This is a genomic window from Gammaproteobacteria bacterium (assembly GCA_016712635.1).
GTDB lineage: Bacteria > Pseudomonadota > Gammaproteobacteria > SZUA-140 > SZUA-140 > JADJWH01.
Genome location: JADJQS010000007.1, coordinates 168,011 through 187,511, shown reverse-complemented (window position 1 = coordinate 187,511; position 19,501 = coordinate 168,011). Strand labels below are relative to the sequence as shown.

Genomic DNA, 19,501 nt, shown 5'->3' with positions numbered 1-19,501 from the left:
ATGATACTTCGGGGACGGATTTAAATCCGTCCCCAATCAGCCAGCAGTAATCTAATAAATAAATCTGTCCCCGACAGCGGGATTTTGGCGCTTCAGGGTTTGACGAACTTCAGCGTGAAGCGGTCGCTCTCGCCGATGGCGAGGTACTTCGCGCGGTCCTCGTCCTCCAGGGCAAAGGTCGGCGGCAGGGTCCAGACGCCCTTCGGGTGATCCTTGGTGTCCCGGGGATTGGCGTTGATCTCGCTGCCCTCGACGAATTTGAAGCCGGCCTTCTCCGCCAGCCTGATCGCGTGTTCCTGGTTGACGTAGCCGGATTTCGCCTTCGGATCCTGCGGCACCGCGGGATTGCCGCGATGCTCGACCACGCCGAGCACGCCGCCCGGTTTCAGCGCCGAGAACATGGCGGCGAAGATCTGGTCGGCGGTGCCGGCGGCCATCCAGTTGTGGATATTGCGAAACGTCAGCACCATGTCCGCCGAACCGGGCGGTGCGATGGCGGTCTTGTCCGGCGGCGCGAGCACAGTAGTCTTCACCTTGCCGTAGAGGCCGGGGTCGGCATCCATCTTGTCCTTGAAGGACTTGGCCGCGCGGCGGGCGAAGTTCGCGCTGGAGTCGGGATCGAATCCGGCCGCGTAATAGATGCCCTTGTCCCTCAGGTAGGGCGCGAGGATCTCGGTGTACCAGCCGCCGCCGGGGAAGACCTCGACCACGGTCATGTCGTCCCGGAGGCCGAAAAAGGTCAGTGTCTCGATCGGATGGCGGTATTGGTCGCGCGCCTTGTTCGCCTCCGAGCGGTGCTCTCCCGTAAGGATGCTTTCCAGGGCCGTGTCGGCGGCAAAGGCCGGCGCGGCGCAGAGTAGCGACAGCGCGACGGCGAGGTGGGTCGTGGCACGAACGATTCTGTCAGTCATCGATATTCCCCTCTTTAATTAGCCAGGCTGCCATTTGGGGACAGATTTATTTATTCCATAAACAGGGGGGGACGGATTTAAATCCGTCCCCATCCCCTCTGAATAAATAAATCTGTCCCCGATAAGACAAAAGTATATCGCCGAATGGGACTATTTGTGTCCCACCGCCAGCAGGAATTCGTGCGGGATGACCAGGCCGTGGTCGGTCTGGAAGTCGCGCGCGAAGCGGGCGATCTCGTCGCGGACGCTGGCCTGCTCGGCGACGGGCATGGCGTTGAACTGCTGCCTGAGGATCTCGGAGGCCTCCATGGCACTCCAGTAGGCCTCGAAGGATTCATACTGGTAATCAAAGCGGTGCGGCGTGACGCTGAATTGCGCGAAGCCGGCGGATTTCAGCATCCCGTCGAGCACGCCGGGCCGGCCCAGAGAGGTGACCTTTTCGAGCGGCGGCTGGTGCTCCTCGGGCACGCGGCCCTTGAACGCCCGCGCAGCCCAGCTCATGGTGGTCATGGACTCCGGCGTGCCCCACACGGCGAAGGCGAAGGCGCCGCCGGGCTTCAGCACACGGTGGATCTCGCGGCAGCCCTTGAGCGGATCCTCGAACAGCATCACGCCGAAACGGCACAGCGCCTTGTCGAAACTGGCGTCGGCGAAGTCGAGGCGCTCGGCCGGCATGGTCCGGAAGCTGATGTTCGGCAGGCGCTCCGCCGCGACCTTCTTCTGCGCGACCCGCACCATGCCCTCGGCGGCGTCGATGCCGGTGATGACGGCGTGGGGCTGGCGCCGCGCCAGCGTCAGCGCCGGCTCGCCGGTGCCGGAGGCGAGGTCGAGCACCTTGTCACCCGGCGCGACCGCCAGCGCCCGCAGCAACACCTCCCCCACCGGGGCGATCTGCGGCAGGAAGACGTCGAACTTCTCCGCGATCTTGTCCCAGTCGGGCTGGTTGCCTTTATTGCTCATGGATACCCCTCTGTGCCGGCTCAAAGGGCTCATGATAACGCATTGCTTCGCGATCGGGGGCGGACTGTCGTGATCAGACGCAATCGGGGACGGACTTAAGTCCGTCCCCTTGGAAAACGGGGACAGATTTGCAAATCTGTCCCCGAACTGTCGCAGGAAAATAAATCTGTCCCCAACGTCGTTGGATTGACGGTCAGGATAAATAAATCTGTCCCGGATTGGGGTGTAACCGATTTGTAAGAATTTGCAAATATTCTGTCGGCGTTGAAATAAATGCCGGATGTTGCCTTGTTGATTAGCATTTTTGTTCCGACACTCTGCCGCCCGGGCGCCGAACGATTCCCGCGCCGCGCCATCCAATCCAGTAGGACTTCGATCAGGACTTCCGCCCGCCCCGGGCAAAGGATGGCGCCCCGATGCACATAACGGACATCACCATGTTCTACGCCCCGCAGAGCGGCGGGGTGCGGACCTATCTCACGGCGAAACACCGCGCGCTTACGGCCATGCCGGGCGTGCGCCACAGCATCGTGGTGCCGGGCGCGGCGGACGGAGAGGCGGACGGTATCCACACGGTGGCGGCGCCGCCCATCCCCTACGGAAACGGCTACCGCTGCCCGCTGCGCACCGGCGCGTGGCGCCGGCGCCTGGAACGGCTGCGCCCCGATGTGATCGAGGCCGGCGATCCCTACCGCCTCGCATGGGCGGCGCTGGCGGCGGGCGACCGGCTCGGCGTGCCGGTGGTCGGCTTCTATCACTCCGACCTGCCGCGGCTGGTCGGCGCGCGCTTCGGTGACGCGTGGGGCGGGCTGGCGGCGGCGTACGTGCGCCGGCTCTATGCGCGCTTCGACCTCACCCTCGCCCCGAGCCGCGTGATGGCAGACTACCTGGAATCCCTCGGCGTGCCCCGCGTCGCGGTGCAGCCGCTCGGCGTCGATACCACGCTGTTCCATCCGGCCAAACGCGACGCGGGCCTGCGCCGTGAACTGGGGCTGTCCGGCCGTACCCGGCTGCTGGTCTTCGCCGGGCGCGGCGCGCGCGAGAAGAACATCCCCGTGCTGCTGGAGACCCTGCAGCGCCTCGGGCCGCACTATCACCTGCTGCTGATCGGTCCCGGGATGCCGGTGCGGGACATCCCCGCGAATGTCACGGTCTGCCCGCGCTACCACGACGGCGCGGCGCTGTCGCGCTGGCTCGCGAGCGCGGACGCGTTCATCCACGCCGGCGCGCAGGAGACTTTCGGGCTGGTGGTGCTGGAGGCAATGGCGAGCGGACTGCCGGTGATCGGCGTCAACGCCGGCGCGGTCGCCGAGCTCGTCGCGCCGGGCACCGGCCTGCTGGCGCAGCGGGCCGACGCACCCGCCCTCGCCGAGGCTGTCGAGTACCTGTCCGCGCTCGACCTCGCCGCGATGGGCCGCCTGGCGCGGGCGCGCATCGAGGCGCACTGGAGCTGGGACTGCGTGTTCCGCCAGTTGCTCGCCCGCTACGCCGGCCTGATCAGGAGCGGCGCCCCGCGGGCGCTGGCCCCGGCGCACTATGCCCGCTGACGCCGGCAAGGCAATGGCCGTCGTGCTGCACGACGTCGCGCCGCAGACCTGGCCGCTGTTCGAACCCTTCATCGCCGCGCTTGACGCGATCGGTAACATCCCGCTCACCCTGCTGGTGGTGCCGGACTATCACCACGGCGGCGCGCTGACCGGGCATCACCGCTTCCGCGCGGCGATCGAGGCGCGGCTCGCACGCGGCGACGAGGTGGCCCTGCACGGGTATTTCCACAGCGACGACCGGCCGCTGCGCCTCGACCCGCTGGATCTCATCCGCCGCCGCGTGTACACGCGCGAGGGCGAATTCGCCGCGCTGGACCTGGAGGAGGCGAGCCGCCGGCTCGGGCGCGGCCTCGCGCTTTTCTCGGATCTCGGCTGGCCGGTGGCCGGCTTCGTCGCGCCGGCCTGGCTGATGAACCACGCGGCGCGCACGGCGCTCGACCGCTTCCCGTTCCAGTACACCAGCACCCCCGCGGGCTGGTCCGCCTGCCGCAGTGGCGGCCGCTCGCCGCGCCCACGCTGGTGTGGTCCACGCGCAGCGCGTGGCGCCGCCGCGTCTCGCGCCACTGGAACGAACGGCGCCTGCGCCTGGGCGCGGACCAGCGCCTGATCCGCCTCGGGCTGCACCCGATCGACATGCGCCACGACGAGGTGCGCGCGTTCTGGCTGCAGACCGTCCGCGCGCTGCTGCCTGCGCGGCGCGCCATCACTAAGGGCGAGTGGCTGCGGCTCGCGGCATGAAGGTCCGCGCGCTGCTGATCGTCTTCTCGGTCCTCGCCGGCCTCGCGGTCGCCTTCGCCTACGGCGGCCTCGAGGCCTTCGCGCGCATGGCGCAACTGCCCCTGTGGCCGCTCGCCGCGGGGCTCGCGATGATCGTGCTCGGCTGGCAGGTGAACGCCGCGCGGCTGCGCCTGCTGGTGCGCGGACTCGGCCAGAGCCTGACGCAGCGCGAGGCCTTCCCGCTGGTGATGGCGACGGAGTTCTCCTATGCCGCCACGCCGGCCGGCGCCGGCGGACCGCTCGCCTGCATCTACCTGTTGACGCAGCGCGGCGTGCCTGCCGCACAGGCGGCCGCGCTGTGCACCATCGACCAGTTGCTCGACCTGGTGTTCTTCCTCACCCTGCTGCCGCTGCTCGCCGTGCTGCTGCTCAGCGGCTACGCGCCAGTGCAATTGCAGCACCAGCTCATCCTGCTCGCGCTGGTGCTGGCCGGAGGGCTGGGACTCGCGGGACTGGTGCTGTGGAAATACCGCCGCGCCCTGCTGCTGACCAGGCGGTTGCTGCGCGCGCTGCGCATCGCGCACGCCCGGCGCGTGCGGCTGGCGCGCGCCTTCGTGCGCTTCCGCCGCGGCATCCGCCTGATCCTCGCACTGCCGCGGCGGCGCCTGCTCGCGGTGTACGCGCTGTGCGCGACGCACTGGCTGCTGCGCTACAGCGTGCTGTTCGTGCTGACCGTCGGTGCCGGTGCCGACGTGACCTGGTCGACCCTGATCCTGGTGCAGATGCTCGCGCTCACCGCCGGCCAGATCAGCCTGCTGCCGGGCGGCAGCGGCACGGTGGAGCTCGCCTTCGGCGTGCTGATGTCGCGCTGGCTCGATCCCGCCACTGCTGTCGCGGTGATGCTCGAGTGGCGCTTCGTCCTGTACTACTGGTACCTGCTCGCAGGCGCGCCGTTCTTCACCGCGCTGATCCTGCGCCGGAAGCAGGCGGACGACCTGGAGATAAGCCCGCGCCTTGCGTCCACCCGCAGGGCGGATTAACGGCGCGGGCACGCAGACTGCCGGGATCGGCGGGGCCTGGGGTATGACTGAACCTATCTCAAAATTGGAAATGCATGTGTGCAATGAAAGATATATTCGTCATTCCCGCGAAAGCGGGAATCCAGTGTCTCTGATTTTCAACGGCGTAAAGTCACCGGGTCCCCGCGTTCGCGGGGACGACGCCTGCGATTTCCGCCCATAATCAATTTTGGGATAAGTTTTAATGAAACGGGTTACATGGGGACAGATTTATAAATCTGTCCCCTTCCCGCCCATTAACCTGTCCCCTCTCCCTGTTTGCACACGGCTTGCCAGCTTCCGGGAACTTTCTCGCTGTGCTTTTTTCCTGCTATCCTGCTGTGGCGGCTTCAGGCGCGTTTCGCCGCCAATGCATCAGGTAAGGGACCGGATCCAGAAACCCGTCCCCGCACATTTTCCCATGGAGGTTCACGGATGAATGCAGTTCGCAGCACCCCGCTCCGGTTCCTGCTTGCCGTATCCGCCCTGCTTCTGTCCTCCGCCGCGCTCGCGGACGACAGGCGCACGGTCATGGCGGGCGACTTCGACGAAGACGTGTATATCGCCGGCGAGGACGTGACGGTGAACGCACGGGTCGCGGGCGACGTGATCGCGGCGGGCGGACATGTACTGATCGACAATTTCGTCGGCGGCGACGTCGCGGCCGCGGGCGGACAGGTCGAGATCGCTGCGCATGTCGAGGATGACGTGCGCGTCGCCGGGGGCCGGGTGCGCCTGGACGGCCACATCCTCGGCGATGCGATCGCGGCAGGCGGACACGTCCGGCTGACACCGGACGCGATGGTCGGCGAACGCGCCTGGCTGGCCGGCGGCACGATCGAGGTCGACGGCGGCGTCACGGGGGAACTGCGCGCGGCCGGCAACGAGGTCATCATCTCCGGCGCGGTGGACGGCGACGTGCGCGTCTACGCGAAGACGCTCAGGGTGCTGCCGGGCGCCCGCATCGCGGGCAAACTCGATTACTACGGGCCCACCCAGGCGACGATCGCACCCGATGCGGTGATCGGCGCGTTCGCGCACCATGCGCTGCACGAATCCGCGGACAGGGACGGCGGCGGGGAACGCGGATTCGCGCTGGTGTTCTACTTCGTACTGGGCATCACCGGCATCGTGCTGTATCTGATCTTTCCGCGCTTCGCGCTCGATGCCATGCGCGCGCTCGGGACGCGGCCCGGCGTGAGTTTCGGGCTCGGCCTCGCGGCGCTGTTCACCATTCCGCCGGTCGCCGTCCTGCTGATGATGACGCTGGCCGGCCTGCTGCTCGGCGTGGTGCTGTTCGGGTTTTACGCCCTGCTGCTGCTCGCCGGCTTCCTCACCGGCATGCTGTTCGTCGGCGACCGACTGCTGCGGCTGCTGCGCCACGGCGAGGACGTCAGGTACAGCAAGCGCCTGCTGTCGCTGATCGCGGCGCTGCTGATCCTGTGGCTGATCGGATTCCTGCCGCTCGTCGGCGGCTTCGCGGTGTTCCTGCTGCTGGTGTTGGGCATCGGCGCAGTGGTGCTGCAGATGTGGCGTGCCTACAAGGGCGCCGGGGCGACGGTCAAGTCCTGAGGGCGCTGTATCGGGCTGTATCGGGGACAGATTTTAAATCTGTCCCCTTCCGACTGATAAATCTGCCCCCTTCCATCGCCAACGTTCAGCACTACACCAGCAGGACGCTGATGATCGCGAAATAGATCAGCACCGACAGCAGGTCCTGGATCACGGTCGCCAGCGGTCCGCTGCCGAAGGCCGGATCGAACGACCGCGATTCAGCAGCCAGGGCAGCAGCAGCGCCACGAGGCTTGCGGTGGAACAGGCAATGAAGATCGCCGCCCCGACGCTGAGCGCGACATCGGCATCGTCCCAGCGCCACCACACCAGGGCGTCGCAACCAGCGCCAGCGCCAGACCGATACCGAGCCCGGTCAACAGCTCGAGCCAGATCACTCGCTTGATGCCCACGCCAATCGAAAGCCCGCGTACCACCACGGTCTCGGTCTGCGTGCCGACCGCGTCGGACAGGTAGACGATGCCCGGGATGAAGAAAGCCAGGATGAGCTTTTCACGAAGACTGGCCTCGAATGACCCGATGATGTCGGCGACGAGCATGGCGCCGGCCAGCCCGACCAGCAGCCACGGGATGCGATGCCAGTAGCGGCGATACACCGGCTCGATGGTGGCCAGCCGCGCGGCCGAGGATTTGCGCATAAAGCCGCCGAGCCGCGCGATGTCCTCGTCGTGCTCCTGCAGCAGCACGGCGAGCAGGCGCGCGGGCGGGATGATGCCGGTGAAGCGGCCCTGTTCATCGACCACCGAAAGGGCCGCCTCGCCGGATTGTACCGCGTGCCACGCGGCCTTCTCCTGATCGACGCCGGGCCGCACCCTCGGCGCATCGGCGTCCATGAGTTCGGCCACCGGCCGTTCCGCGGGCGCCGCGAGCAGGTCTTCGATGCGCAGCACGCCAGCGAAGCGGTCGCCGTCGCAGACCACGATGTGGCTGGCGCATTCGTAGGCGCGTCCCTGCATGATGCGCACCACGGCGCCGGCGCGGTCCTCCGGCCGCACCACCGGGACTTCGCGCGTGGCGTGCCGCGCGGCGATCTCGAAGACATCGCGCTTGCGGCGCGTGCGCTCAGCCGCGCTCATGACAGGCCCTGCTACAGCATCGGCGGTGTATTCGCATCGGACGTCACCACGCGGAATCGACGGGTGATAGCTTATATCAGGACAGGAAGCTGCGGGGATATTAAACGGGGACAGATTGATTTAATTCGTGCTCGCGATGTTTCGGGGACGGACTTCAAGTCCGCCCCCTTACTGCGTCGGTGGGGAAAATTAAATCAATCTGTCCCCGTTTCCGGTTCGGTGTCAGCGCCCCCCTCGGCCGGCGCGGGGACGATGGACGGCGCGGCGGCGCGCAGCGCCCTGAGCTGCGGATGCGCGCTGATGAAAGCCATGCCGACGGCGGCCAGGTAGGGCAGCGACTGCACCAGCATGACGCAGGCAAACAGCTTCAGCTCGACGCTGCCCGAGACGTCGACGTACAGGACGGCGGCGGCGAAGCCCCACAGCAGGGACAGCAGGACGAGCTCCTCCGGCACCGACAGCAGCGCGCGCGACAGCGCCGAGGCGCGCTTCATCTTTGGCGTGCAGATGAAGGGCTGGTCGCGCGTGACGGCGCCGAGGATCACCGCCTTGGCGATGGCGTGGGACAGCGCGAGGCCGGCCAGCGCGGCGCCGATTGTGTCGCGCCAGCCGGCGCCGATCGCGCGGCGGTACAGGTGCAGCAGCTTGGAGATCTTGAACGCGAACAGCGCGAGCGGCGGCAGGCCGAAGATCACCATCGGCGGATCGATGCGGATCGGGTCGTACAGCAGCGCCGCCGCCCACGTCAGCGCGGCGAGCGTGAAGAAGAAGTTCACGCCGTCGGCGATCCACGGCAGCCAGCCGGCGACGAAGTGGTAGCGCTGGCCGGCGTTCAGGCCGGTGCCGGCGCCGGTAAGCAGTCCGCGCGCGTGCCGGCGCAGGATCTGCATCGCGCCGTACACCCAGCGGTAGCGTTGCTTCTTGTAGTCGATGAAGGTGTCGGGGGTGAGGCCCTTGCCGTAGCTGCGCGGCGTGTAGACGGCCTCGTAGCCGCGCTCGAACACGCGCAGGCCGAGCTCGGCGTCCTCGGTGATGCACCACTCGCCCCAGCCGCCGACCTCCTCCAGTACGGAGCGGCGGATCAGCGTCATGGTGCCGTGCTGGATGATGGCGTTGCGGTCGTTGCGCGTGACCATGCCGATGCGGAAGAAGCCCTGGTACTCCCGGTAGGCCATCGCCTTGAACGGGTTCTGGCCGGCGTCGCGGTAGTCCTGCGGCGCCTGCACGATGGCGGTCTTCGCGCGCGCGAACTGCGGCACCAGCTCGCGCAGCCACTCGGGATTGACGGCGTAGTCGCTGTCGACGACGGCGACGATCGCCGCGTCCTGTGCCGTGTGGCGCAGCGCGAAATTGAGCGCGCCCGCCTTGTAGCCGGCGAGCCGATCGACGTGGAAGAAGCGGAAGCGCGGACCGAGCTGCGCGCAGTGCGCCTCGACCGGCTGCCACACGGCGGGATCGCGCGTGTTGTTGTCGATGAGCAGCACTTCAAAGTCGGGATAGTCCAGCCGCGCGAGCGCGTTCAGCGTCTCGATGACCATGGCCGGCGGTTCGTTGTAGGTGGCGACGTGGATCGACACCTTGGGCAGGGTCGCTTCGGCGGGCACGGGCGCGAGCTCGCGCCGCCGCACGGACACCCACAGGGTCTCGGCCCACTCGTGCGCCTCGGCGAACAGCACGGCGAGGATGGCGATGAGCGAGAGGACGAACAGCACGCCTACGCCGACACTGAGCGGTGTCCAGTACTGGTCGGCATAGGTATCGATGATCCACGCCAGGGCGGTGGCGGCGCCGAATGCGACGGCGCCTAGGAACACCAGCCCGCGCCGGCGGAACGCGCTGCCGTCGATGGAGAGCAGCAGCAGCGCGATGAACGCGAGCGCGGCGCCGGCGCCGGCGAGCAGCGGCCAGTGCCGGTTCGGGACGATGTCGCCCTCGAAGGCGAATTTCGGCCTGCGCTCGACGTCGTATACGCCCCAGTAGGCACCGACGTCGCCTTCGATGGCGCGCTTCCACGGCTGGTCGAAGGCCTCCATCAGGTAGTAGGTATAGCCCTCCTTCTGCGCGCGCGTGAGGAACTCGCGCAGGAACACCGCCTCGTTCGCAACGGAGGCGACCGCGCCGTGGCGCGTGCGTCCCTTGCTCGGCCAGCCCACCTCGGCGAGCATGACCGGCATGCGCGGGAACTCGGCCCGGAGCTGCTGGTGGCGCTGCACGACGTAGTCGACCGACTCCCCGACCGGCATGCCTTCCCAGTACGGCAGCACGTGGGCGGCGATGAAATCCACGTGGCGCGCCAGACCCGGATGCCGGAGCCAGGTGCTCCAGATGTCCGCCGTGCTGACCGGGATCTTCACCGCCTTGCGCGCGCGATCGAGATATGCGGCCAGCTCGGCCTCGGTCAGGTCGCCGCGCAGCAGGACCTCGTTTCCGACGATCAGGCGGTCGATGTTACGGTGGGTGTGCACGAGATCGATCGCCCTGGCGAGCTCCGTCTCATTGCGCACCAGGTCGCCGCTCAGCCACACGCCGAGCGTGACGGCGAGGCCGTGCTTCTGCGCGAGTGCGGGGATCTCGGCGAAAGTGCTTTCCACCGAGTAGGTGCGCACCGAAGTGGCGCCGCGCGCGAGCAGCGCAAGATCGCGGTCGATCTCCGCCGTGGAGGGATACTTGTTCTCGATGAGATTCTGGTCCGCGCGCACCGGCGAGAACGCGAAGCCATGGATGTGCTGCGGCCAGTCCGCGACCTCCTGCGGCCGGTTGAAACCGGCCCACAGTGCATAGCTCAACAGTACCAACAATGCCGCCGCGGCGATCGCCCGAGTCTTGCTCATGGAACGCGGAATACCTCTCGCTGTCGTGTGGCGCCTGCCGCGCAGGCGCATGTGCGCATCCTTCGCCCCCTCCGGCGAAACGGTATCAAGGGATGAAATCCAGGCTACCTGGATGCGCGGATTTGCCCGGACCGGCGCATTCGCGCCGCGGTTCTCGGGCGGCGGGAATTATAGACACTCCCTATGGGGTCGTAACCTGTCGCGAACTGACGACATGAAAGGAGGTTTATTTGCTAATATAAACAATTAGTTAAATTATCTTCTCGCATGGGCCTCTCACGCCGTGAGAAAACCGTCTGGCCGGAATCCGCCCTGCAGACCTTCACGGGCGGGAAGAGCAGGCGTGATGGCAGCGTATCCACCGATCCGGTAACCTCGGCGTTATCCGCGCCGCCGAACCCCGCGCGCGGCACACACGCCGAACGGTGAATCATGAGATCTTCCATTACGACAGGCATGTTTCTCGTTGCGCTGTTCTCGGCGGACATCTCACCGGCGGGCGCGCGGGAGCCCCTGAACATCGCCGTGGCGGCGAACGTCCGCTATGCCTTCGACGAGCTGGCGGCTGCGTTCCGGCGCGAGACGGGGATCGAGACCGCCGGCGTCTACGCCTCCTCCGGCAAGCTCACCGCCCAGATCATGAACGGGGCGCCGTTCGACGTGTTCCTGTCGGCCGACATGGAATATCCGGACAGGCTGCAGCGCGAGGGATACGCCGTCGATCCCCCCGTGATCTACGCCTACGGCGCCCTGGTGGTGTGGACCCTGACCGGCCTCGACCTGACGCCGGGCGTGCGGGCGCTGGCCGCACCCGGGGTCTCGCGGGTCGCGTACGCCAATCCGAGGCTCGCCCCCTATGGCCGCGCGGCGGAGGAGGCGCTGGCCCATTACGGCGTTCTCGACGCCGTGCGGGCCAAGGCCGTGTCCGGCGAGAGCATCTCGCAGGTGAACCAGTACATCCATTCGCGCAACGTCGAGGCCGGCTTCACCGCGAAGGCGGTGGTGCGCTCTCCCGCGATGCGCGGCACGGGCACATGGATCGAGGTCCCGCGGGATGCCTACCGGCCCATCGCGCAGGGGGTGGTGGTGCTGAAACACGGCGCGGACACCGCGGCAAGGGACTGCGCCCGCTTCGTCGAATTCCTCGCCTCCGACCCGGCGCGCGCGATCCTGGCGGACTATGGATACACCCTGCCGTGAATGCCCGGCACGTGATCCTCAGTCCTCAGCCCTGAGTCCTGATTTGTCGCCCGCCATGTGCACCGTGATCTGGCTGAACGGGATGACGAAGCCGTGGGCGTTGCAGGCGTCGACCGCGAGCCGCTGCAGCAGCCGCTGCAGCAGGAAGTAGTTCGCCGCCGCCGCGCCGTCGAAGGCGGCGATGGCGGCGAAGTCGAGTGACGAGGCGCCGGCCTCCTTGAACTCGACCGCAAGGGAGTTCAGGTGCGGCGCGTCCGCGCTGCGCGCGAGGCCGTCCCTGAGCGCGTGCTCGAGCTTTTCGCGCACCTCGCCGGTGACCTGTTCCTGGTGCGCGTAGTCGAGCCCGAAGGTCACCACCAGCGTAAAGCCCTGCAGCGAAAGGTCGCGCGGGTTCTGCGCCAGGAAGGCGGCGACGCCGTAGGTCTTGACCGCACCGAGCACCTGGAGCTGCACGCACTCGGGCGTCTGCGCCAGAACCTGGCCGTAGGTGCCGTCGTCCAGCATGACGTAGTCATCCGCCCGCGCCGGGAACCAGGGTTCGCGCTCGTGGTAGGCGCGCGAGAAGTGGTCCACCAGCCGGCGCACCGGCACGCGCAGCGTGCCGCCCTGCAGCAGCGGGTTGACGAGCGTCGCATAGAAATTCAGCGCATCCACGCGCCACGGCAGGCCGTCGTAGACCAGCCGCTCGCCCTCGCGCACCGAGCCGAGGTTCAGCATCAGCCTCGCCTCCATCAGGTAGGCCGGAAGCGATTTCTGCAGCGCCCACGCCGCGCCCACGAGCAGAATGATGAGCAGCCCGAGCAGCAGCCAGTCGCCGCGCACGTACAGCACGGCCATCGCGGCGAGCAGCACCAGCACGGCGGTCAGCAGGTAGAACACCAGGTTGATGACGCGCGCGGCGAACACGCCACGGCGGCGCGCGCGCGACATGACGCGCCGCTCGTACACTCCGGCCAGCAGGCGCAGCACGAGGAAGACGAGGACCGCCGCGAGCACGGCGAGCGCAAGATTGAGGATGCGCCCGGTGAACAGCTCCTTGAGCGCCGCAACCGGGTCGCGCTGCGGGCGGGCGCTCGGCGACAAGGTCTCCTCCAGCTCATAGCTGGTCAGGCCGTAGCGATTGTTGATGTCATCGCGGCGGCGCTGCCAGCGCTGCTCGATCGCGCCGAAGGCCTGCTTCAATTCCGGGGTGGGCGCGTTCTCGCGGTTCCTGGCCACATTGCGCAGTGCGTCCTCGGCGACGTCAAGGCGCTCCTGGTAGTAGGCCTGGTCGTTGCGCAGGCGCTCGATCTTGCGCGGTCGCTCGGTCAGGCGCCGGAGCTCGACCAGTACCGGCTCGAACACCGACTGGAGCTCGGCGCGCCAGTCGAAGGCGGCCTGCTCCCGGACTCCGAACAGGCTGAGGTCGGCGCCCTCGGTGGCAAGCATCTCGAGCGCGGTCTGCAGCGACTCGAGGTCGAGCGTGAGGCGGTCGATCTCCTTGTAGATGCGGGTACGCTCGCGGTCGTCCACCGCCGCGGACAGCGCGGAGCGCTGCATCCCGAGCTCCTGGCTGGTGTTGTTGATCGTATCGATCAGGGTCTGCAGGTGGTGCCAGCTCTCGGCGCTGCGCGTCTCGGCCTCGGACGGGGCCGCCGCACTCCCCTCCGGCGTCGCGGCGCCCGCTGCGCCCGCCGCCAGCAGGAGCGCGCCGGCCAGGAAAGCGGAAAGTCTGCAGGGCTGTGTTAGGTTCATGGCGGTTTCATCCGTTCAGGACGCGAGCGCCCGCTCCAGGCGCTTGCATACAGTCTGCATGATCTCGACGCGGGCGTAATTCTTGTTCTCGGCCGGCACCAGCACCCACGGAGCCTCGGCGGTGCTGGTGTGTACCACCATGTCGTCGACCGCGGCCAGGTAGGCGGCGCGCTTGTCACGATTGCGCCAGTCCTCGGCGCCGAGCTTGTGTTTCTTCCACGGCAGTTTCCCGCGCTCCTCGAAACGGCGCAGCTGCTCATCCGCGCTGATGTGCAGCCAGAACTTGAGCAGCACGATGCCGTGTCCGGTCAGGCGCTCCTCGAAGTTGTTGATCTCCTCATAGGCGCGCGCCCATTCTGCCTCCGAGGCGTAGCCCTCGACCCGTTCAACCAGCACGCGGCCATACCAGGATCGGTCGTACAGGGTCATGTAGCCGGCACGCGGGAGATGGCGCCAGAACCGCCACAGATAGTGGTGCGCGCGTTCCTCGTCGGTGGGCGCCGCGACCGGGATCACCTGATAGAGCCGGGCGTCGACGGCGGCGGTGAGGCGCTGGATGGCGCCGCCCTTGCCGGCCGCGTCCCAGCCTTCGAACACGAGCACGCAGGAACGGCGCGCGTCGTAGGCGCGCCAGGCGAGCTGCGCGAGGCGTTCGCGGCAGTGCTTCATCTCGCGTTTATAGGTCTCGTCCGCGAGCGCGGCCGTGAGGTCGACGCGATCGAGGACCGTCGCCTGCTTGCGCCGCGCCGCGGCGGGCAACGCGGCCGGGGCGACGGCGGCCGCGGACCGGTTCAGGCGTTCCTCCATCAGCGCGCGCAGGATTTCGCCGGCACGCAGGTCGCGGTACTGGGCGTCCTCGGCGTCGATCAGCGACCAGGGGCAGGCGGCGGTGTCGGTGTGGCGGATCATCCGCTCGGCCGCGCCCAGGAAGTCCTCATATTGGCTGGGCGTGTCGCCCTCTCCCGCCACGCCCGCGATGTGGCGCTGCACCTCGCGGCGCTTTTTCAGGCGCTGCGCATGCGCCTTGCGCGGAATGTGGAACCACAGCTTGACGATCAGCATGCCGTCGAGGCGCAGCATGCGCTCGAGCTCGACGATGCGCAGGGCCTCGCGCTCGAGCTCAGCCTCCCCGATGTCGCCGCGGACATACCGGTGGAGCGGATCCCAGTACCAGCCGCCGAACATGACGGCGATGGCGCCGCGCGGCGGCAGGCGCTGCCAGAAACGCCAGGCGGCGGGACGCTCGTTCTCCTCGTCGGTGGCGTCCCAGAAGGCGTGCGTGCGCATGCCGCGGGTGTCGAACCACTTGTGCAGGCGCTGCACCGCCTCGCCCTTGCCGCCGCCCTCCACGCCGGCGACGACAATCAGCGTCGCCACACCGGCCTCGCGCAGGGCGCGCTGGGCCTCGAGCAGCGCCGTCCACAGCCCGGGCTCGCGCTGCTTGAACTCCTCCCTGGAGAGCTTCTGTCCGAGTTCGACGGCCTCAAACATGGCGGTCTGCCTGTTTCGATGCAATTAGGCGCGGAGACGGATCTGAAATCCGGCCCCATTCTTCTTCAGATTTCGAATCCGTCCCCGATCAAATGGACAGGGGTCGGATTCATCAACCAGCGCCCGTTCTGCGGCGGGGACAGATTCATGATCTGGCCCCTCATGCAGCGGCAGGCGGGCGGAACGGCGGCGTGGCGCGCCGCCTCAGAGATATTCGATATGCGACACGTCTGCCATGAAGTCGCGGTAGTCGCAGGTCATCTCCTCGCCCGCCTCGATGTCGCGCATGGCCCAGCCCTTGCCGACCTCGCTGAAATTGACGTTCGGCGCGCGCGAATGGTTCATGTACTTGCCCATGGTCGATTCGTAGTACAGATCGCCGCCCTCTTCCGGCTGGTACAGATGGATTTCGATCTCCGCCCGGCTGGACGGCGGCAGCGCCTCGAATTCCTCCTCGGAGAGCACGATGTCGAAGATCGGGTTGAACTCCCACACCCTGGTGCCCTTCGGGATGAACTCCTTGGCGAAAACGCCGAAACCGTGAATCGGACTCTTTTCGAGATAAGTCGGTACGATCAGCATGGGTCTCCTCGTGAACAGATGCCGGACACAAACGGCGTCATTGTGGCAGCGTCGCGCCCGGTTGTGAAGGCGTTCCCGGCGGCGCTTGACAAAAATCCGGGCGCGTCGATATATAGCGCGCCATGTCCCACCGTTATTCCAAGGATCCCCGTGTCGACAGCGCGCTGCGGCATTCGATCAAGGACGGGGTGTCCTACTCGGTGATGACCGGCGCCGGCGAGAGCTACTTCGCCGCCTTCGCCCTCTATCTCAAGGCCAGTACGGCGCAGATCGGCGTGCTGGCGAGCCTCCCGCCGCTGCTCGCCTCCTTCGCGCAACTGCTCTCCTCCTGGCTCGGCCGCCGCTGGGGCAGGCGCAGGAACATCATCGTGCTGGGGGCGAGCGTGCAGGGGGCGGCCCTGATCCCGCTCGGCGTGCTGCCGCTGCTGTTCCCGGATCAGGCGCTGCCCATCCTGGTGGCCTGCGCCGTGCTCTATCTCGCCGGCTCGAACCTCGCCGTCCCGCAGTGGGGCAGCCTGATGGGCGACCTGGTGCCGGAACGCCGGCGCGGGCGCTACTTCGCCCGCCGCACCCGCCTGTGCAGCGTCGCATCCTTCTGCGGCCTGATCGGCGCCGGCGTGATCCTCGACCTCTTCGACCGCAACGCCTGGACCATGGCCGGCTACCTCGTCATCTTCGGCATCGCGACCGCGGCGCGTGCGGTGTCGATCTACCATCTCCTGCAGATGCATGACCCGCCCGGCCATGTCGCCGCGCTCGAATCGCCCTTTGGCGTCGGCTTCTGGCGCCGCGTGCGCGGCTCCTCCTTCGTCCGCTTCTCGGCCTTCTTCGCCGCCATTTCCTTCGCGGTCTCCATCTGCTCGCCGTTCTTCGTGGTCTACCAGCTGCGCGACCTGCAGTTCAGCTACCTGGAATACACCGTCAGCATCGCCGTCGTGGTGCTGGCACAGTTCCTCACGCTGAACCGCTGGGGCCGCATCAGCGACGCCTTCGGTAACCGTTTCATCCTGGTCGCGACCGGCCTCATCATCCCGTTCCTTCCCTCGCTGTGGCTGGTATCAACCAACTACCTGTACATCCTGCTGCTGCAGGCGCTCGGGGGGCTGTTCTGGGCGGGGTTCTCGCTCAGCGCCGGCAATTATCTCTACGACCTGATCCCGGGCAACAAGCGCGCGATGTATCTGGCTTTCCACAATGTGCTGGCGAGCGTCGCAGTGTTCTGCGGGGCGATGGTCGGGGCCTACCTCGGCACCCACCTGCCGCGCGAGGCGGTGCTGTTCGGGACGCACTACGAATGGCTGAGCGTACTGTACGGCGTATTCCTGATCTCGACGCTGGCGCGCCTGCTGGTGGCCGTACTGTTCCTGCCGCAGCTGAAGGAGATGCGCACGGCGCGGGCGGCCTCGGTGGGCGGGGTGATCTTCCGCGTGGCGCGCCTGCAGCCGCTGTCGGAACTGATCTTCGATATCATCAGTCCGCGCAGGCGCAGGAAGACACCGTCGGAGGCTATGATCCCGGAGCGGCAGAAAGACGGGGACTAGGGCAGAGATTCATCGTAGCCCGGATGAAGCGGCAGCGGAATCCGGGGAGCGTGGAGTACTCCCGGATTCCGGCGCTGCGCGCCTGCATCCGGGCTACATGCCATGGACCGCATGGATAGCGCGGGTTGGGCTGAGCACAGCGAAAACCAACGTTTCTCCGTTCAATCCAATTGGGCTTCGCGGCGGCGTCAGCCCGCCGCGCGCGAGGTACGCTTGCGCTCGTGTTCCTTGAGCGCCTTCTTGCGCAGGCGGATGTGGTTGGGGGTGACCTCGACCAGCTCGTCGTCGTCGATGAACTCGAGCGCCTGCTCGAGCGTCATGCGGATCGGCGGGGTGAGCAGCAGGTCCTCGTCGGTGCCGGCGGCACGGATGTTGGTGAGCTGCTTGGCCTTGAGCGCGTTGACGACAAGATCGTTGTCGCGCGAATGGATGCCGACGATCATGCCCTCGTACACCATGTCGCCGTGGCCGATGAAGAGGCGGCCGCGCTCCTGCAGGTTGAACAGCGCGTAGGCGAGCGCCTTGCCCGGCGCGTTGGCGATCAGCACGCCGTTGATGCGCTGGCCGAACGTGCCGGTCTTCATCGGACCGTAGTGGTCGAATACGTGATAGAGCAGGCCGGTGCCCTGGGTGGAGGTGAGGAACTCGGTGCGGAAACCGATCAGGCCGCGCGCCGGCACGACGTAGTCGATGCGCACCCGGCCCTTGCCGTCCGGCATCATGTTGCGCAGCTCCGCGCCGCGTGCGCCGAGCTTCTCCATCACGGCGCCCTGGTGCTGTTCCTCGACGTCGACGGTGAGCTGCTCGAAGGGTTCGTGCTTCTCGCCGTCGACCTCGCGCAGGATGACCTCGGGGCGCGACACGCCGAGCTCATAGCCTTCGCGCCGCATGTTCTCGATCAGGATCGACAGGTGCAGCTCGCCGCGGCCGGAGACCAGGAACTTGTCGGGTGCCCCGGTATCCTCGACGCGCAGCGCGACGTTGTGGATCAGCTCCTTCTGCAGGCGCTCGCGGATCTGGCGCGAGGTGACGAACTTGCCGTCCTGCCCGGCGAAGGGCGAGTTGTTGACCTGGAAGGTCATGCTGACGGTGGGCTCGTCCACGCTGAGCGGGGCGAGCGCGTCGACCGCGGCGGGGTCGCACAGCGTATCGGAGATGCGCAGACCGTCGATGCCGGTGAAGGCGATAATATCGCCCGCCTGCGCCTCGGGGATCTCTGTGCGCTCCAGCCCCATGAAGCCCAGGATCTGCAGCACGCGCGCGTTGCGGCGCTGGCCGTCATGGTCCACCACCACCACCGGGGTGTTGGTCTTGATGCGACCGCGCACGATGCGCCCGATGCCGATGACACCGACATAGTTGTTGTAATCGAGCGAACTGACCTGCAATTGCAGCGGGCCGTTGCGGTCGACCTCGGGCGGAGCGACGCGGTCGACGACGGTCTGGAACAGCGGCGTCATGTCGCCGGAGCGCACGTCGGGGGTGAGCCCGGCGTAGCCGTTGAGCGCCGAGGCGTAGATGACCGGGAAGTCGAGCTGCTCGTCGGTTGCGCCGAGACGGTCGAACAGGTCGAAGGTCTGGTTCAGCACCCACTCCGGACGCGCGCCGGGGCGGTCGATCTTGTTGATCACGACGATCGGGTGCAGCCCGCGCGCGAAGGCCTTCTGGGTGACGAAGCGCGTCTGCGGCATCGGGCCGTCGACGGCGTCGACCAGCAGCAGCACCGAGTCCACCATCGACAGCACGCGCTCGACCTCGCCGCCGAAGTCGGCGTGGCCGGGGGTGTCGACGATGTTGATGCGGTAGCCGTTCCATTCGATGGCGGTGTTCTTCGCCAGGATGGTGATGCCGCGCTCCATCTCGATGTCGTTGGAGTCCATCACGCGTTCCTGCACCTCGCCGCGCGTCTTGAGCGTGCCGGACTGCTGCAGCAGCTTGTCGACCAGCGTGGTCTTGCCATGGTCGACGTGGGCAATGATTGCGATATTACGTATCTTCTCGATCACAGAGTGTCACCGGCTGAATGAAAACGGACCATTGTACAGGATATGCACGGAATTTGTATGTCGTCCTCCCGCGCCGGGAACCGTACATGGGGTTGGATGGCGGAAATGCTCGGGAAATTAGGCGGTAGGAAGATTGGTGCCTACGATTGAAAAGGCGTAAAATGCCCCCTTGCAGTCCCGCCCGGGCGATTCCCGGGCTACAGTACTAGACGGTCCCGGCGGGCCGGACACACCGTGCGGACCCCATCCCATCCACCCTATCGCCAGGAGTCGCA

12 protein-coding genes and 2 pseudogenes are annotated in these 19,501 nt (G+C 67.2%); 6 read left to right on the top strand and 8 right to left on the bottom strand.

From position 1 onward, the window contains the following. Positions 1–92: 92 nt before the first annotated feature. Complete coding sequence (locus IPK65_10515; GenBank protein ID MBK8163545.1) at positions 93–911, bottom strand: class I SAM-dependent methyltransferase; 819 nt, start codon at positions 909–911, stop codon at positions 93–95. A 150-nt stretch (positions 912–1,061) separates the two neighbouring features. Next, on the bottom strand, positions 1,062–1,871 hold the full coding sequence (locus IPK65_10510) for a methyltransferase domain-containing protein (protein ID MBK8163544.1): 810 nt from the start codon (positions 1,869–1,871) through the stop codon (positions 1,062–1,064). A 416-nt stretch (positions 1,872–2,287) separates the two neighbouring features. Here IPK65_10510 and IPK65_10505 point away from each other — a divergent pair, with 416 nt between their 5' ends. The 4 genes and pseudogenes from IPK65_10505 (at position 2,288) to IPK65_10490 (ending at position 6,765) form a co-directional block, all read left to right on the top strand. Next, complete coding sequence (locus IPK65_10505; protein MBK8163543.1) at positions 2,288–3,418, top strand: glycosyltransferase family 1 protein; 1,131 nt, start codon at positions 2,288–2,290, stop codon at positions 3,416–3,418. After that, positions 3,408–4,156, top strand: a pseudogene (locus IPK65_10500) (polysaccharide deacetylase family protein). Before IPK65_10505 ends, IPK65_10500 begins: the two are co-directional and overlap by 11 nt. Further along, entirely contained in the window at positions 4,153–5,175 is a 1,023-nt protein-coding gene (locus IPK65_10495) for a flippase-like domain-containing protein (protein ID MBK8163542.1), read from the top strand. Before IPK65_10500 ends, IPK65_10495 begins: the two are co-directional and overlap by 4 nt. Positions 5,176–5,628: 453 nt before the next feature. Continuing rightward, complete coding sequence (locus IPK65_10490) at positions 5,629–6,765, top strand: polymer-forming cytoskeletal protein (GenBank protein MBK8163541.1); 1,137 nt, start codon at positions 5,629–5,631, stop codon at positions 6,763–6,765. 91 nt (positions 6,766–6,856) lie between these two features. On the opposite strand, the pseudogene IPK65_10485 reads toward IPK65_10490, so the two are convergent. Together IPK65_10485 and IPK65_10480 are read right to left on the bottom strand one after the other, a co-directional pair. Then, positions 6,857–7,841: pseudogene (locus IPK65_10485) on the bottom strand (magnesium transporter). 194 nt (positions 7,842–8,035) lie between these two features. After that, a complete protein-coding gene (locus IPK65_10480; protein ID MBK8163540.1) occupies positions 8,036–10,672 on the bottom strand; it encodes a glycosyltransferase in 2,637 nt (878 codons plus the stop codon). 456 nt (positions 10,673–11,128) lie between these two features. Between IPK65_10480 and modA the strand changes: the two genes are divergently transcribed. Next, positions 11,129–11,872, top strand: coding sequence for a molybdate ABC transporter substrate-binding protein (gene modA / locus IPK65_10475; protein ID MBK8163539.1), 744 nt, complete (start codon positions 11,129–11,131; stop codon positions 11,870–11,872). An 18-nt stretch (positions 11,873–11,890) separates the two neighbouring features. Here modA and IPK65_10470 read toward each other — a convergent pair whose 3' ends face one another. The 3 genes from IPK65_10470 to IPK65_10460 form a co-directional block, all read right to left on the bottom strand. After that, positions 11,891–13,606 carry a hypothetical protein gene (locus IPK65_10470; protein MBK8163538.1) on the bottom strand — a complete coding sequence of 572 codons (1,716 nt, stop codon included), beginning with the start codon at positions 13,604–13,606 and terminating at the stop codon, positions 11,891–11,893. Between the two features lie 15 nt (positions 13,607–13,621). Then, a complete protein-coding gene (gene pap, locus IPK65_10465) occupies positions 13,622–15,097 on the bottom strand; it encodes a polyphosphate:AMP phosphotransferase (GenBank protein MBK8163537.1) in 1,476 nt (491 codons plus the stop codon). Between the two features lie 204 nt (positions 15,098–15,301). Next, a complete protein-coding gene (locus IPK65_10460; GenBank protein ID MBK8163536.1) occupies positions 15,302–15,679 on the bottom strand; it encodes an SET domain-containing protein in 378 nt (125 codons plus the stop codon). Between the two features lie 122 nt (positions 15,680–15,801). Between IPK65_10460 and IPK65_10455 the strand changes: the two genes are divergently transcribed. Continuing rightward, positions 15,802–17,220 carry an MFS transporter gene (locus IPK65_10455; GenBank protein MBK8163535.1) on the top strand — a complete coding sequence of 473 codons (1,419 nt, stop codon included), beginning with the start codon at positions 15,802–15,804 and terminating at the stop codon, positions 17,218–17,220. Between the two features lie 188 nt (positions 17,221–17,408). Here IPK65_10455 and typA read toward each other — a convergent pair whose 3' ends face one another. Then, positions 17,409–19,226, bottom strand: a complete 1,818-nt coding sequence (gene typA, locus IPK65_10450) for a translational GTPase TypA (GenBank protein ID MBK8163534.1) — start codon at positions 19,224–19,226, stop codon at positions 17,409–17,411. Positions 19,227–19,501: the final 275 nt, after the last annotated feature.

What these genes read in the sequence shown, in the direction of transcription:
- IPK65_10480 (MBK8163540.1), bottom strand. Translation starts at nt 10,672, where the DNA reads ATGAGCAAGACTCGGGCGATCGCCGCGGCGGCATTGTTGGTACTGTTG.
- IPK65_10505 (MBK8163543.1), top strand. Translation starts at nt 2,288, where the DNA reads ATGCACATAACGGACATCACCATGTTCTACGCCCCGCAGAGCGGCGGG.
- modA (MBK8163539.1), top strand. Translation starts at nt 11,129, where the DNA reads ATGTTTCTCGTTGCGCTGTTCTCGGCGGACATCTCACCGGCGGGCGCG.
- IPK65_10455 (MBK8163535.1), top strand. Translation starts at nt 15,802, where the DNA reads ATGTCCCACCGTTATTCCAAGGATCCCCGTGTCGACAGCGCGCTGCGG.
- IPK65_10470 (MBK8163538.1), bottom strand. Translation starts at nt 13,606, where the DNA reads ATGAACCTAACACAGCCCTGCAGACTTTCCGCTTTCCTGGCCGGCGCG.
- IPK65_10460 (MBK8163536.1), bottom strand. Translation starts at nt 15,679, where the DNA reads ATGCTGATCGTACCGACTTATCTCGAAAAGAGTCCGATTCACGGTTTC.
- IPK65_10495 (MBK8163542.1), top strand. Translation starts at nt 4,153, where the DNA reads ATGAAGGTCCGCGCGCTGCTGATCGTCTTCTCGGTCCTCGCCGGCCTC.
- IPK65_10515 (MBK8163545.1), bottom strand. Translation starts at nt 911, where the DNA reads ATGACTGACAGAATCGTTCGTGCCACGACCCACCTCGCCGTCGCGCTG.
- pap (MBK8163537.1), bottom strand. Translation starts at nt 15,097, where the DNA reads ATGTTTGAGGCCGTCGAACTCGGACAGAAGCTCTCCAGGGAGGAGTTC.
- IPK65_10490 (MBK8163541.1), top strand. Translation starts at nt 5,629, where the DNA reads ATGAATGCAGTTCGCAGCACCCCGCTCCGGTTCCTGCTTGCCGTATCC.
- IPK65_10510 (MBK8163544.1), bottom strand. Translation starts at nt 1,871, where the DNA reads ATGAGCAATAAAGGCAACCAGCCCGACTGGGACAAGATCGCGGAGAAG.